Source organism: uncultured Mobiluncus sp. (genome assembly GCF_947087965.1).
Classification (GTDB): Bacteria; Actinomycetota; Actinomycetes; order Actinomycetales; family Actinomycetaceae; genus Mobiluncus.
On the sequence record NZ_CAMUES010000002.1, the window covers coordinates 216,522 to 231,526 of the forward strand.

The window sequence follows — 15,005 nt, forward strand, 5'->3', positions numbered from 1 at the left end:
CCGCGGACGCTATTCCAGGGTGTCTAAGTCAATCTGTTCCAAGACACCGCCTGCCGCTGCTGTTTTTGCGGCGGTGTCGAAACTTTGCGGCATCGAAGATTCCAGCTTGGCACTCGCTTCACCGCTCAAGGCTTGCTCACCCTCGGTTTTACACAACGCGTCTTTCATATCGTTGATAGCACCCAGCAAACCGTTGATAAACTTCGGCGACTCGTCAGTAGAACGTTCCTCCGCGATTTGCATAGCGGCGGTGATGGCAACGGCTCCTTCCACATCGGGATTGAACAGAATCTCCCAGGTCGCAACCCGCATAATAGCCAGGTCGACCTCAGGCATCCGATGCAAAGGCCACGCTTTTGAATATGTCGCCAAAGCCGCATCAATCCGCTCTAAATGCTGAGCCACACCTTCCAAAATTTCGATGGCATAGTCCGGAAGCGGGGTCTGGGCGGTCGTCTCGTCCTGACGAATCTGGGCCAGGGAAAAAATGCCTTCGGGAGTATCCCAACCCCGAACATGTGCCTCATAAAGCACATCTACGGCTCTAACCCGCTCCCGCGTGCGCCGCGGCAATTTATGTCCCACTATCTCGTCCCCTCACAAAATGCGTAACGCGAGCCGGAAGCCTGCGCCCCGACTCGCGTCCACTGCAGTATTAATCGGTAACCCGCGAAATGTATTCGCCGGAGCGGGTATCAACCTTCACTTTGTCGCCGATATTCAGGAACAGCGGCACTTGAATGTCATAGCCAGTCTCCAGGGTTGCCGGCTTAGTACCCGCATTGGAGCGATCGCCCTGCAAGCCCGGTTCCGTGTGCGAAATCTCTAAGACGACGGAGGCCGGCAGTTCGATGAACAAAACGTTGCCTTCATTGAAAGCCAAAATGCATTTCTGGTTTTCCAGCAGGAAGTGTGCGGCGTCCCCAACAATTTCGGGAGTGACACTAACCATTTCAAAAGTCTTTTCGTCCATAAACACATAATCGGTGCCGTCGTTGTATGAGTAGGTCATGTCGCGGCGATCCACAGTAGCGGTTTCAATCTTTAGTCCCGCGTTAAAGGTGCGGTCGACGATTTTGCCAGAAAGGATGTTTTTTATCTTGGTGCGCACAAAAGCCGGCCCCTTGCCGGGCTTCACATGTTGAAATTCGACAACCTGCCACAACTGGTTGTCAATCTTCATTACCAAGCCGTTTTTCAAATCATTAGTCGTTGCCACGTTTCATCCTTCACAGTTTTAACAGTTAGCAAATCAGCTCAAACAGTTTACCGAAAAAGCGGGCCGTTGGCTAACTGCAGCCGTTTTCAGCGATAACTTTCAACAGTCGCTGCGCCAGTTCGGTCAAGGTTCCCTCGGTTGACACCGTGTAGTCACTGTGTGCTATTAGTTCCTCACGGCGTTTTTGGGCCAAACGGCGATAGGTGGCACGCCAAGGCAGGCCGTTCGGGTCGCTGAGTTTTTCCGGGTTCATGGCCTGCCATGATTCCTCCCACGGCAAATCTAGGAAAAATACCGGGTTTCCAGCCTGTCGAAAGTTCCCTACCAGGGCTGATGAACCACTCTCGAGCACACCAGAGGGCAGCACAAAAATGGCGGGTGCGCTTTGCGACGACCAAGCATCAAGTCCTGAATCAGAAGCCACGGGCAGGCCGATGTCAGATGAAATAGACTGGGCTAACTCTTGCAAACGGGCTCCCGGCAGGGATACTAAAGCCAGCGAACAACGTGAGCTCACAGGGCAATTCCCGTCATTTCGGCGGCTTTTGTCAGAGCCTCAGAATCAGCCACGGCAGTGACCACGGGTTTGCCCCAATCCTCCAGCAGGACAAACCGCAATTGCCCGCCGCGCACTTTTTTATCGCTAAACATGATAGGTAACAGTTCCGCAAAAGTGTGGGCGGTATAGGTGGTGGGTAGGCCGACCGCATCCAGCTGATTGCGCAGCCGCACCACCAAGTCTTGGGGACCGATCCCCAGCACCGCGGCGAGGTTTGCGGCATAGACCATCCCAATAGAAACCGCTAAGCCGTGGGGAAAACGGTAGTCCTCCACCCTTTCTATGGCGTGGGCCAGAGTATGTCCGTAGTTCAGGTACTCCCGCTGACCCGATTCATACAAATCGGTGGAAACAACGTCGGCTTTCACCTTCACGGCGCGGCGAATGATGTCGCGAAGCTGAGGGGAATCCGGGTCCAACAGCGCCGACGCATGGTCCTGGGCAATGTCTAAAATCTGTTGGTCGCGGATAAACCCGCACTTCAGAGCCTCTGCCAGCCCCTCTCGCAGGTGGCCTGGCGACAGGGTCCGCAAAGTCGTGAAATCCACTGCCACCCCGAGAGGAGGATAAAACGCCCCCACCAAGTTTTTCCCGGTACTCCAATCAATGCCGGTCTTGCCTCCGACAGCGGCATCAACCATCGCCAACAGGGTCGTCGGTACCGTAATGAGGTCCACGCCGCGCAGCCAGGTCGCCGCTGCAAAACCGCCCAAATCGGTGGTAGCTCCCCCACCGAGAGCGACAATCGCATCACGGCGTTCCAGACCCGCGCTGGCCGCCGCCTCCCACACCTCGGAAAGCACCGAGAGCTGTTTCGCGGCTTCTCCGTCAGGCAAGACTTTCACCGTGGTTTGTTTGCCCAGCGATTCCAAGTGCTGCGCCAAATTGTTCGCCGCCGACGCCACCGGGGGCGCACTGATCACCAAGACTTTGTTTGTGTGCGCCTTCATCAAGGCCGCAACCTGGGCGTTCAAGTCTTGCCCGAAGCTGACGGCATAGGGTTCGCCGGGGGTGGATACCCAGATGCAGTCAGCCAGGCGTTCTTCATGAGCGATGATTGCCCCAGCCATTTCGCTGCGTTTGCTCTGTGCGTCAATAATGACCGTGGCCGTACTCTCATAGATGTCTTTTCGCTCCCGATACAGCTCATGCATCCTTTCCCGCAGGTCACCTGCCAGCAAGGGACGGACTTGGGCATCCTTTTTCTGGCCAGAGCGCTCGGAACGTTGGATTTGCCGGTTCACCAGGAAGTCCGGGTCCGCTTTCAGGTAGTAAACGGTGTGTTCGCTCAGCAACTCGCGGGTCGGAGCGTATGTCGGGGCGCCACCCCCCAGAGAAACAATCCGGGCTGAGCCTTGTAACGCATTCCGAACGACCGCATATTCGAGAGCGCGAAAGCCTTCTTCTCCGAGTTCTTTAAAAATCCAGGGAACGGATTGGCTGAAACGCCGCTCGATTTCCAGGTCAGTGTCAAGCCAGGTGGTGTGCAAAATTTGGGCCAAAATCCCGGCAGTTTTCGATTTTCCGGAAGTGGGCAATCCCATCAGAACGATTTTGCGTGTCATGAAAAAGTCGTCCTTTGTGTAACCTCATCCAGGTAGGCCCACAAGTTTCGCGAGCATTCCGCCACCGAGTCCCCGCCCGTTTTTTCCAGTAAAGCGTCTGCCAGCACCAGCGCGACCTCGGCCTGGGCGATGACGGCTGCCGGCACCACCGCGGTCGTGTCCGAACGCTGGTGCAGCCCAGTCGCCACGCTTCCATCAGCCAGATCCAGGGTCGGCAGGGCGTGAGGCACGGTAGAGATAGGTTTCACGGCTGCGGAAACCACGATGGGATTGCCGTTGGACATCCCGCCTTCGATGCCGCCCGCCAGGTTAGTCGGTCGCGCTATCGTTCCCAAGCCCGTGTTTGCGTCGGCTGGCTGATCAGCGCGGTAGAGCGGGTCGTGGGCTTCGCTGCCCGGCAGGGAGGCTTGCAGGAAAGCCGCGCCGATTTCCACCCCTTTTACGGCTTGAATAGAGACTAGGGCGGCGGCCAGACGCGCGTCCAACCTGCGGTCACGGCTCACGTGAGAGCCTAAACCGATAGGCACCCCGTAGGCGATGACCTGCACCACTCCCCCCAACGTGTCGCCCGTATGCTGCGCGTGGTCGATAGCCTGCACCATCTGTTCAGCCGTATGCGCATCGAGGCAGCGCACCGGGTCGCTATCGAGATAATCCGCATCTTCTGGCCGCGGCACTGGCGCGTCCAGTGGAATGGAAACTGAACCAACGGACGTAACGTGAGACACTAAACGAATCCCCGCGACCTGATCCAACAACGCTTGTGCGAAAGCCCCCAAAGCCACTCTGGCGGCCGTTTCCCGAGCGGAAGAACGCTCCAACACGTTACGAGCATCAGTGAAACCGTACTTCATCATGCCGGCAAAGTCGGCATGTCCCGGCCGCGGCTTCGTAAGCTGCAGATTCCGCGCTAATTCGCGCTCGTCACCTCGCCCCGCGTCGCGCAGTAACGCCTGACGAGACACCGGGTCGGGACTCATGACCGTTTGCCACTTGGGCCATTCTGTGTTCTTGATTTCAACCGCGACCGGGGAGCCCAGGGTTTTCCCGTGACGTAGCCCCGAAAGGATGGTCACCGCGTCTTGCTCAAAGTTTTGGCGCGTTCCCCTGCCGTAACCCTTCCGTCGCTGCGCGAGGGCTTTGGTCAAGGTATTGGTGGTGATTTTTATCCCTGCGGGCAGTCCGCTGAGTACTGCTATCAGGGCGGCGCCGTGTGATTCCCCGGCAGTGACACATTCCAACATGAGTTCATCTTGCCACATTTCGCCACGCATCCCGAACCGGATACCTCAGTCTGGACGGTGGGAAAGCAGCTAGATACCGACTAATATCGAAGGCAGATACACCACCCACGTAATGTAGGCGCCCGTAATGAGCCACGGGCCGAAAGCAATGTCTTTGTCTAAATCAAGTTTCTTGCGGATGACCTGGATTAGGGCAAATACGCCACCCAAAAATGAGGCCAGTAGCAGCATCGTTAGGGGCGCGAACCAGTTATAAAGACCTATCCACGCACTGAGCAGCGCTGCGAGTTTGACATCACCCATCCCTAAACCGAAATACGTGGCGAGAGCTAGAACCAGGCCCATGGCTAGCCCTAAAACCCAAACCCGCGCCAGCGCTTCGGGTCTACGCAGCATCAGGGCGACGATACTCAGTACGGGCAACAGCATCGCAGCTCCTAGTCCCAGCAACCGATTGGGCAACAGTCGAAAGCGGGCATCAGTTAATAACAGCGCACAAAATGGGGCGGTCCCCAGGTAAACCGGCAAGGTGACAAGGAAATGGGTGAAGCACGAACCGTGTGAAAAATAGTTGAGGATGAACCACTGGGTTACATTGAGGAAAATTGTAACCAAGGTGAGGCACAACGAAAAGGGTAGGTAGAACAGGTCCGGCAATTCGATGTTACGCTGGCGCAGAATTTTGGTCGTGAGTGTGCCCACCGCGTAACCCCAAATTCCGCTGAAAATCCACGCCAGGACATGCCAGAGCATCCCTCCCCCTCCTTGCGCAAAAGCTTAATCATTGCCTACATTTTTGCTGATCAACAGCTGTAAATTGCTTCTATTTTAGCTGGGTAAAGCGTGAAGATGGTGCTGTTTTCTCAAAAATTGTACATAGAGCGCTGGCGGGCGCCCGTAGCGCCCACACTATCGAAGCATCAAGGACTCGTGCGACCAAACAGGCGAATCTTAAAAAATTCTTTTCTCAAATACTTGTTTTCTATCACAGTGAAGTGTAGTCTTTATCTATACGGAAACGTTTCCGTAACGACTCCCCAGCACCGGTGCTGCGGAGCGGACGCTAGGAGAAAAAATGGCAAGTAAATTCACAAAAATCGCCGCCTTATTGTCGGCAACCGCTTTGACCCTGACCCTGAGCGCTTGCGGTGGATCTGATAACACCGCCGCCGATGACGGTAAGGGTAAAGTTTATTACCTCAGCTTTAAACCTGAGCAAGACGAAACTTGGCAAAAAATTGCCAAGGCCTACACCGATGAGACTGGCGTTCCGGTAAAGGTCGTCACAGCAGCATCCGGCACCTATGAACAAACTCTTAAGGCAGAGGTGACCAAGAAAGAAGCCCCGACCCTGTTCCAGATCAACGGTCCGATTGGTATGCAATCGTGGAAAGACTACACTGCAGACCTCTCTTCCACAGATTTCTACAACAATCTTTTGGATAAGTCGATGGCAGTCGGCGAAGACGGCAAGATTTACGGCGTTCCCTATGTGGTAGAAGGCTACGGCATCATCTACAACCAATCAATCTTGAACAAGTATTTTGGTCTGCCCGGTGCCAAGGTCACCTCGATGGAGGAAGTAAAGAATTTCGACACCCTGAAGACCCTGGTAGAAGACATGCAAGCTAAAAAGGCGGACTTGGGAATTGATGGGGTATTTGCCTCCACTTCGCTGAAACCCGGTGAAGATTGGCGTTGGCAGACTCACTTGGCGGATTTACCTGTTTACTTTGAATACCAGGACAATGACACCGAGGACATGGATGAGTTGGAATTCAAGTACAACAAGGAGTACAAGAACATCTTTGACCTTTATCTGAACAACTCCACAATTGCGCCGACTTTAGCGAGCTCCAAAGCCGTAACTGACTCAATGGCAGAATTCGCTCTGGGTAAAGCCGCAATGGTGCAAAATGGTAACTGGGCATATGGTCAGATTTCCGAAGTCGCCGGGAACACGGTTAAGGCTGAAGACGTTAAGATGCTCCCCATCTATACCGGCAAATCCGGAGAGGAAACTCAGGGCTTGAACATCGGTACTGAGAACTTCTTCTCAATTAACTCCCAAGCCTCACCTGCTGATCAAAAGGCCTCCATAGACTTCGTGAATTGGTTGATTTCTTCCGATGCTGGCAAGAAATACATGGTTGACGAGCTTGGCTTCATTCCCCCGTTCAGCACCTTTAGCGAAACCGAACAGCCTGCTGATCCGTTGGCAAAGGAAGTTGTTTCTTACATGTCCAACAGTGAACTTAAGACCATCCCGTGGGTATTTACTACGTTCCCGAGCCAAACCTTTAAGGATGACTTTGGCCAAGCGCTGTCCCAATATGCTGCCGGTCAGATGAAGTGGGATGAGGTAGTCGAAATGTTCAAGACTGGCTGGGCTGCTGAGAAGCAATCCTAAATAGTCATATTCCGGTGAGGGGCGAACGCTTCTAACCTGGGCATGTTCGCCCCTCACCGATGCTACAAATACACAATCTTAAAAAGAGAAAACCATGGAACAAAGTCTTAAACGATGGGGTTTAGTATTTACCGGTCCCACTCTGCTCGCATTTACAATCGCTTTTTTGGCGCCATTCTTTATTGGCATTTACCTTTCCTTCAGCAAGTTCACCACGGTAACTAACGCTACTTTCAACGGAGTTGAAAATTACATCAAAGCCTTTAGTGAACGTCAGGGATTTGTCCACGCTCTGGGGTTCACAGTATTAGTCACGGCTATAGCAATCATTACTGTCAACGTGTTTGCCTTATCTATCGCCTATCTGTTGACTCGCAAGCTCAAAGGAACCAACTTTTTCCGCACTGTATTTTTTATGCCGAACCTCATCGGTGGTATCGTTTTGGGATATACTTGGCAAACCATCATCAATGCAGTACTGCGGAACTTTGATACTACTCTTGTCTCCGATGCACGACTTGGCCTGTTTGGTTTAATACTCCTGTTAAACTGGCAGCAGGTTGGCTATATGATGGTCATTTATATTGCCGGCTTGCAATCAGTTCCTCCAGATTTAGTCGAAGCTGCGCAAATTGATGGTGCCAGTCGTTGGCAGGTAATCCGGCACGTAACGTTACCGATGATTATGCCTTCCATCACAATTTGTACGTTCTTAACTCTGAGTAACTCATTCAAATTGTTTGACCAAAACTTGGCGTTAACCAACGGCGCCCCATTGAAACAAACAGAAATGGCTGCTCTAAACATCGTCAACACCTTCTTCGGCAAGGTCGGCTTCGAGGGCGTTGGTCAAGCCAAAGCTGTCATTTTCTTCCTCATTGTTTCTTTAATCGCATTCTTACAACTACGCATCACCCGCTCAAAGGAGGTTGAATCATGAGCATTCCTGTTCTGACTTCTGCGCCCGGCAACCACACTAACCAGGCCACGATGAACACCGCTCACTCAGGCGGCGTAACTGTCGGTAAAATCATCACCTATCTTTTCCTGACGCTTCTCACAGTCATTTTTATCGGTCCGTTATTGTTCATACTCATGAACTCCTTTAAGGGACGTTTCTTTATTTCCGACGCACCCTTTGCATTTCCCGTTGGACAATACTTCGCGGGAGTTACTAACTATGTGCAAGGGCTAGCAGCCACCGGCTTCTTTTCAGCATTCGGCTGGTCAGCTTTTATCACGGTTTTTTCCGTAATCATCATCGTATTCTTTGCAGCCATGACCGCTTATTACATCACGCGGGTGAAAACGTGGTGGACCAATCTGATTTATTTGGTACTGGTTTTTTCTATGGTGGTTCCATTTCAGATGGTCATGTTCCCAACCGTGAAAATCGCTGATTCATTAGGTTTAGCTAATCCCCTGGGCATGATTTTGTTGTACCTGGGATTCGGTGCAGGTCTTTCAGTATTCATTTTTTCTGGATTCATCAAAGGTATTCCCGTAGATGTTGAAGAGGCTGCCATGATTGATGGATGCGGACCTCTGCGAAATTACTTTTTAGTGGTTCTGCCAATGTTGAAACCCGTAACGATAACAGTATCGATTCTGATGACCATGTGGGTATGGAATGACTACCTGTTACCATACCTGGTCATCGGTCTGTCCACTCCCTACAAGACTATTCCCGTAGTAGTACAACAGCTAGTTGGTTCCCACGGTTCCAACGACATGGGAGCAATGATGGCTATGCTCGTCTTGGCAATCATTCCCATCGTGGTTTTCTATCTATTCTCACAGAAGTACATCATCGAAGGTGTTGTGGCAGGGGCGGTGAAGGGCTAACCATGCGAAAGAGGCAAGCTGGTATCTTGCTACCGGTGTTCTCCCTACCCGGTCCCTACGGGATGGGCTCATTGGGCAGTTTTGCCTATCAATTTATAGATGCTTTAGCTCAAGCGAATCAAAGTATCTGGCAAATTTTGCCCCTCTGCCCCCCGGGATATGGCGGCTCGCCTTATTCAAGTCAATCAGCCCAAGCCGGAAATCCCCTCTTCATTGATTTAGACAATTTGATGAAAAGGGGGTGGATTGAAGCCTCCCAATTGCAAGGATTGGATTGGGAGGCTCAATCCCCCTACATTGATTATGAGGCAGTCAGCCAATCAAAACACCAGGCACTGCGCTATGCTTACGCTACGTTTTGTGCACATGTTTCACGCGATTCATTTGAACAATTTCGCGCCAGCAATCCCTGGGTTCGAGATTATGCCCTGTTCCTGGCACTCAGTCATGAATTCAAGCACAAGCCGTGGCAGGAATGGCCCAAAGAGTTAAGTCATCGTGAACCACAAGCTTTGGCTCGAGTCACCGCAGATCTGCGTGAAGAAATCGAATTCCACGAATTTTGCCAGTGGGTCTTTGAAACCCAGTGGAATGAACTACACGACTACGCAACCGGTAAAGGAATCAAAATTCTGGGTGATATACCCATATACGTCTCTCTCGATTCCGCAGATACCTGGGCTAATCCGCAACTGTTCCAACTGGGTTCCGACTTTTATCCCGAAAAAGTGGCGGGAGTACCTCCGGATGGTTTCTCTGCTACCGGTCAAATTTGGGGAAACCCACTTTACGACTGGCCAGCGCACCAACGCTCCGATTTTTCCTGGTGGAAGGAACGCGTCGGTCGCCAGCTACAACGCGTAGATATCCTGCGAATCGACCATTTCCGCGGTCTCGAGTCATACTTTGCCATTCCTGCTGACGCGACCAGTGCGGTGGCGGGAACTTGGGAACCTGGACCGGGCATTGACTTTTTCACAGCCTTAGAAAAGCAATTGGGCACGCTACCATTGGTGCTTGAGGATCTCGGCTATTTGACTCCTGCAGTCGAAGACCTGCGCAACGCGACGGGTCAACCAGGCATCCAACTCATTCAGTTTGCCTTCGACAGCCGCGAACCTGCAGATTATTGGCCTCATGAAATTCCGAAAAATTCGGTTGTTTATACAGGAACTCACGATAACGACACGCTGCAAGGCTGGTTTGCCAGTCTCGCCCCAGAAGATCAAGAACTAGCCAGGATCTATTGCGGAGCTTCACACACCGCAATTGAGGACATGCCCCAGTGCTTCATAGCCCGGGCAATGACCTCCGTGGCGGATACCTGCATTATCCCCGCTGCGGACTACTTGGGGCTGGACAGCTCGGCACGTATAAACACTCCGGGGCAAATGCAGGGCAACTGGGGGTGGCGATTGTCGCAATCTGACTGGAATGCCTATCCATGGGATGAAATTGCACAGCTTACTGCCATCTCTGGACGTGCTCCGGGTACGCATCATACCCAGCACTGACCATCATCTCTAATAGAATGGGAGCCATGTTACCTGCGGAATACCCGGATAAACACCAAGTTGCAAATATCAAAGACGTTGCCCGGGCAGCCGGGGTCGGTATAGCCACTGTCTCCCGAGCTCTCAATGGTCAAGAGGGGGTCTCTGCACAGACACGTAAACGTATTGAAGAAACCGCTGCCACTTTGGGATACCAGCCCAATCGTCACGCGCGGTTTTTAAAACTCAACTCAAACCGCTCGATAGCAGTTGTCATCAAGGGTTTAGAGAATCCCCTGTTTGCACGAATTTTAGATCAGTTAGAGAGGGCTATCCGCAGCCACGACTATCAAGTCAACATCGTCTCGGTTCCACACTGGTCGGATGAGCTGAGAGACGCCATTCAAACAGTCGATGAAGATTCCGCTCTCGGCGTCATTTTCTTGGGTGCGCATTTCCAACATCGCGTGGATGATTTAGAGAAACTTTCGGTTCCTTTCGTGGTTTCTACGGTCAGCATGAAAGACAGCGCGCATCGTGAACGTTACGCTTCGGTTGCCATTGACGACTATGGAGAAGCCGGTCGCGTAGTCGATTATCTCTATCAACTAGGACACCGTCAGATAGGCATCATTGGTTCAGATTCTCTGGATAATTCCGTAGGTTCTCTCCGTCTGGCTGGATACTTCGACGCCTTACGCAAACACGGAATAGAACCACATCCCCAATGGGTGCGGTCTTTTGACAACTCCGAAGATTCCCCCTATTCGTTTGAAAATGGTTATCGAATGACCCGTGACCTGCTGCAAGAATGCCCTGATGTCACTGCCATTTTTGCCATTGCCGATGTGCTGGCAATCGGAGCAATGCAAGCAGCCAGAGATATGAATCTATGTATTCCTCGAGATATTTCGATTGTCGGTTTTGATGGAATTCCCTTGGGTTCCTACGTCTATCCAGCTCTCACGACTGTTAATCAACCGGCTGATGAAATTGCCGAAATCACCTGCGATTTATTATTCTCTCAGCTCAATGGAGAGCAGCCCCGACATATCATCGTACCCGGTCACCTGTTACCGAAAGGTACTACCGCTGCCCCTGCGCAGCTTTCTGATATTAGAGAGAACAGATAGTGAGGCATAGTCTTTCATGGCAAACCCGTTCGCGCCAGATTCTCGCCTGAACCAGGTTCTAGCTTTCATCATCACGGTATTTTTGTCTAACTTGGCAGCCATGCTGGGTCTAGGCTTAATCCTCACCGGTGGCTGGGCATGGTTGATGCTGTTTGCCATCAACTTATCCCTCATTGAAAACAACACCGCAAGTTTTCGCTCAGTATGGACAGCAATCAGGCAAAATTGGTTGATAGCTACGTTGCTATGGTTCGTTGACTTACTGTTTTTTGCCTTGGTGATTTGGGAATTTTATGCCCTAGGTAGCCTCAAGTCTGGGGTATTCAAGCTCCTGTGGGGGGCGTTGCTTTGCCTCGCGGTATTCCTTGTATTGAGCGTAAATGTGTGGATTTGGCCGATGTTGGTGAAAAGGAAAATTGCCTCAGCTGAGATTCTTGATTACCTACGTACCTGCTTGTTGCTCTCTTTTCACTATTTGGGTCGTACCGTCGTCTGTATCGCTGTAATCACCGTGCCAGCCCTCATAATGATGATTTTTCCCAGTTTTTTTTGGCAAGTAGCGACTTGGCTAATCTGTTTTGGCGTATCTTTTGGTGTTTATCTCATAGTTTTGCTGATTCACCAGCCTCTAGGCGATTTTTGTACAGAACCCGGCGCCCCAACACGGCCGTTTACGTCCTAAATGTCTGGCTTCGCCCCCACTGTCCAGTTTCAGTGCCGATTGGGCAAATTCCTCAGCAAAGCGGGACGCAAAATTTCGGCACTGACTTCCTGTCCCGTAAACAGCTTTACCTGGGCGACACCTTGGTGCAGCAGCATTTCCCATCCGGGAATGACCTGCGCTCCGCACCCCTGTACACAACTGACAATCGGGGTTGGCCACGGCGCATATGCCGCGTCAAGGAAAATTGCGTGGGAACTAATCTGCAGCTGTAACAGGGGCAGAGCATCTTGGGTCGGGGCGGGAACAGTGCCCATCACCAGCTGTGCCGCGCGCAGTGCCCGGTTAACGGCCTCGACCTGGTGCCACGCCACTACTCGGACGCTCAAGCCCATCCGTTGTGCCGCCTGGAAAGCCGCGCCCGTTTGGGCAGTAGTTCGGGAGATGACCGTCAGCTCTGTAAGTCCCAACTCGGTGAAAGCTGCCAAGGCCGAAGCCGCTGTAGAACCCGAACCGAAGATAACCCCGCTGCCCCCGGACGGCAGATTCGTCGCGCCACCTTGGCGGAAAGCCTCGACGATACCCCGGACATCAGTATTAAATCCGGTCCAATCTCCTCCCGCGGCGGGGACCAGCGTATTCACCGCCCCGGTGACCTTGGCCAAGCCGTCTGCAAAAGTGGCAGTCTGTAGCGCCTCGGGTTTCAAAGGCATGGTTACCGCCAAGCCGCGCAACTGAGAATCTGCCGCGGCCAGAAGAAACGCTTTGAGCGTTCCCGACCGAACGCGCTGGCAGCGAAAATCCCAGTTCAGACCCAGCTCACGATACGCAGCCAGATGAATTACGGGAGACAAGGAATGCGCAATCGGATCCCCCACAACCAGACAGTACGGCACGGCCCGCTATCCTTTACAAATATCGGGGTGATCCTTGCAGAACTGCTTCAACAGCTCCACGTTGGCTTTTTGTTCCGCCATGGTCGCGCTGAAACGAGTCTCACCAGTGTTCAAATCCACCGTGGTGAAGTAAAGCCAGTCCCCCGGCGGCGGGTTATGGGTGCCGTCAAAAGCGTCCTGGCCCACGACACCGATAGGCCCGGGAGGCAGCCCCTTGTGGCGGTAAGTATTGTACGGATTAGAAGCGTCAGCAACCTCGGCGGCGGTCGGAATTTTGCGTGACTTCGAGGCTTCGCCCAAGCCGTAGATAACCGTGGAGTCCATATTCAAAAATCCGACGGTTTCCTTGCTGGCGTCCATCCGGTTTTCCAGCACTCGAGCAATCTTCGCATAGTCCTGTTTTTGCAGGTCGCTACCCTCACGCTGGACAATAGATGCCTTGGTCAGGAACGTCTCCCACTGGGCCTGCGGAATCCCCGCGTCCCGCAGTCGCTTGACATTGGCGGCTACCATCTGGCGCACTGTCTCGGTCGCGTCCTGACCAGGTCCCACCAGGTAAGTTCCGGGAGCTAGCCACCCTTCGATGTTTCCACCGGCAACTTTGGGCAGTCCCGGTGCGTTGGCAAAAGCTGCTTCCACATCAGCGTCACTGAAACCGGCAGTCGTCACGAGTTGCTCTTTGACCTGCCACTTTGTCAGACCCGGACCAATCGTAATCTGATCGTCAACCCGGTTCGCTTTATCAATCAAGATGGACAAAGCATTGACGGCAGACATATGTTTGGCCATCGCATAAGTTCCGGGCTGAATCGCCGAGCAGGCCGCTTCCTGGTCCCGGCACGCGTTAAAGAACGCCTGCGAGGATGCTACGACCTGGGCCTTAGCCAGAATATTGCCGATGTCTGAGCCCAGAGCGCCCTCGGGAACTGTTACCATCACCTGACCGGTGCCGCTGCCTTCGTAGTCGGCGCCCTTGGCGCTGAGCCAACGATTGAAAATGATTGCGCCAAAAACAATGGCCACCACCAGCAACGCGACCACAATCGCCAGGACGACAAACGTGCGATTCCGCATGGTCTTACGGCGCCGAATACGAGACCGTTTATCACGCCGATGGTGTTCGCTCGGGGTGACTTCCGGTTGCTCAGCGGGGGCAACCTGCGTCTCTTGTAGGAGAGATTCCACGGTTGTGTCCGCGGCCTGGGGTACTCCTGAGGTCACGCGGGGAAAAGACGGGTCGTCGAGTTCCTCTTGGTGATTGCGGCGGCTGGGAAGTGTGCGTGGCGTCGGCTCGGACGCGGGATTGGAGGACTGAGAGGGTGCCACCTGGGGCGGAAGTTCCGGGTTCGAGGGGGCTGGCGAGTCACTCTGGGGCAACGCGGCTTGACCGTGCTGCGCTAAATACCGGCGTCGGCGTCGCGGTCCCATCGATGCTAAATCTTCAGTGTCTGACATGTACTTCCCTCGTTACGTGGTTTACTCAATGATAACCAACTCGCCAGGTAAGTTCCCTGTTTGAGTCAAAGTTTCTAAAGCTCGAGTAAGGATGGTCACAGCGGCGAGTTGGTCAACCATCTCCTTTTGCCGACGGGAACTAACCCCGGCCTCGCGCAATTTGGAGTGGGCGTCAGCCGAGCTCAAACGTTCATCAATGAGATGGACCGGCAGTGTGTCAAGCCGTCTGACCAGACGTCGGGCGTAAGACCGCGCCATCCGGGCAGCCTCGCCCTCTTTGCCGCTCATCAATTTCGGTAAACCCACGAATACGGCCTGTGGGTCACTTTCCGTAATAATGTCCACCAGTTCGTCCAGCTCAGAACCGTCCGGCCTAACCTGCAAGGTTTCCACTGGCAACGCCAGGGACGTCCCCGCTACCGAGCGGGCGACACCCACGCGCGCCTTACCCACGTCTATGGCGAGAAAGTTTCCGGCGACCATCCTGTGCGTTATCCCCTATCGGTGTGCCGGTTCGGCGCAAAG

Annotated in this window: 15 protein-coding genes; 6 read left to right on the forward strand and 9 right to left on the reverse strand. The window is 53.2% G+C overall.

All coding sequences use genetic code 11. From position 1 onward, the window contains the following. Positions 1-9: 9 nt before the first annotated feature. From nusB to Q0V70_RS03015, 6 genes are all read right to left on the reverse strand, one after another. The gene (nusB, locus tag Q0V70_RS02990; RefSeq protein WP_297588223.1) at positions 10-585 is read right to left on the reverse strand and encodes a transcription antitermination factor NusB; all 576 of its coding nucleotides are present in this window, start codon (positions 583-585) and stop codon (positions 10-12) included. A gap of 70 nt (positions 586-655) precedes the next feature. After that, complete coding sequence (gene efp, locus Q0V70_RS02995) at positions 656-1,219, reverse strand: elongation factor P (protein WP_295026769.1); 564 nt, start codon at positions 1,217-1,219, stop codon at positions 656-658. A 70-nt stretch (positions 1,220-1,289) separates the two neighbouring features. Continuing rightward, positions 1,290-1,736, reverse strand: a complete 447-nt coding sequence (locus tag Q0V70_RS03000; protein ID WP_297588225.1) for a hypothetical protein — start codon at positions 1,734-1,736, stop codon at positions 1,290-1,292. Continuing rightward, entirely contained in the window at positions 1,733-3,343 is a 1,611-nt protein-coding gene (gene aroB, locus Q0V70_RS03005) for a 3-dehydroquinate synthase (RefSeq protein WP_297588227.1), read from the reverse strand. The genes Q0V70_RS03000 and aroB overlap by 4 nt, the downstream gene beginning before the upstream one ends. Beyond that, on the reverse strand, positions 3,340-4,617 hold the full coding sequence (aroC, locus tag Q0V70_RS03010) for a chorismate synthase (RefSeq protein WP_297588229.1): 1,278 nt from the start codon (positions 4,615-4,617) through the stop codon (positions 3,340-3,342). Before aroC ends, aroB begins: the two co-directional genes overlap by 4 nt. A gap of 39 nt (positions 4,618-4,656) precedes the next feature. Beyond that, positions 4,657-5,340, reverse strand: a complete 684-nt coding sequence (locus Q0V70_RS03015; protein WP_297588231.1) for a prepilin peptidase — start codon at positions 5,338-5,340, stop codon at positions 4,657-4,659. A 322-nt stretch (positions 5,341-5,662) separates the two neighbouring features. Here Q0V70_RS03015 and Q0V70_RS03020 point away from each other — a divergent pair, with 322 nt between their 5' ends. From Q0V70_RS03020 to Q0V70_RS03045, 6 genes are all read left to right on the forward strand, one after another. Then, positions 5,663-6,997 (forward strand): ABC transporter substrate-binding protein, encoded by a 1,335-nt coding sequence (locus Q0V70_RS03020; RefSeq protein ID WP_295026779.1) that lies wholly within the window; start codon positions 5,663-5,665, stop codon positions 6,995-6,997. Between the two features lie 94 nt (positions 6,998-7,091). Then, positions 7,092-7,937, forward strand: a complete 846-nt coding sequence (locus Q0V70_RS03025) for a carbohydrate ABC transporter permease (RefSeq protein ID WP_282921610.1) — start codon at positions 7,092-7,094, stop codon at positions 7,935-7,937. Next, the gene (locus Q0V70_RS03030; RefSeq protein WP_297588233.1) at positions 7,934-8,842 is read left to right on the forward strand and encodes a carbohydrate ABC transporter permease; all 909 of its coding nucleotides are present in this window, start codon (positions 7,934-7,936) and stop codon (positions 8,840-8,842) included. Before Q0V70_RS03025 ends, Q0V70_RS03030 begins: the two co-directional genes overlap by 4 nt. A gap of 2 nt (positions 8,843-8,844) precedes the next feature. Then, positions 8,845-10,356: a 4-alpha-glucanotransferase gene (gene malQ / locus Q0V70_RS03035; protein WP_297588235.1), complete on the forward strand. Its 1,512-nt coding sequence runs from the start codon at positions 8,845-8,847 to the stop codon at positions 10,354-10,356. A 26-nt stretch (positions 10,357-10,382) separates the two neighbouring features. Then, a complete protein-coding gene (locus tag Q0V70_RS03040; RefSeq protein ID WP_295026781.1) occupies positions 10,383-11,468 on the forward strand; it encodes a LacI family DNA-binding transcriptional regulator in 1,086 nt (361 codons plus the stop codon). A 16-nt stretch (positions 11,469-11,484) separates the two neighbouring features. Then, complete coding sequence (locus Q0V70_RS03045; protein ID WP_297588237.1) at positions 11,485-12,150, forward strand: hypothetical protein; 666 nt, start codon at positions 11,485-11,487, stop codon at positions 12,148-12,150. 29 nt (positions 12,151-12,179) lie between these two features. Here Q0V70_RS03045 and Q0V70_RS03050 read toward each other — a convergent pair whose 3' ends face one another. Genes Q0V70_RS03050 through ruvX form a run of 3 tightly spaced genes read right to left on the reverse strand, consistent with a single transcriptional unit; the run spans position 12,180 to position 14,963 of the window. Continuing rightward, complete coding sequence (locus Q0V70_RS03050; protein WP_297588239.1) at positions 12,180-13,025, reverse strand: shikimate dehydrogenase; 846 nt, start codon at positions 13,023-13,025, stop codon at positions 12,180-12,182. Positions 13,026-13,031: 6 nt separating this feature from the next. Further along, a complete protein-coding gene (mltG, locus tag Q0V70_RS03055) occupies positions 13,032-14,480 on the reverse strand; it encodes an endolytic transglycosylase MltG (RefSeq protein WP_297588241.1) in 1,449 nt (482 codons plus the stop codon). Positions 14,481-14,501: 21 nt separating this feature from the next. Then, the gene (gene ruvX, locus Q0V70_RS03060; RefSeq protein WP_297588243.1) at positions 14,502-14,963 is read right to left on the reverse strand and encodes a Holliday junction resolvase RuvX; all 462 of its coding nucleotides are present in this window, start codon (positions 14,961-14,963) and stop codon (positions 14,502-14,504) included. Between the last annotated feature and the right edge of the window lie 42 nt (positions 14,964-15,005).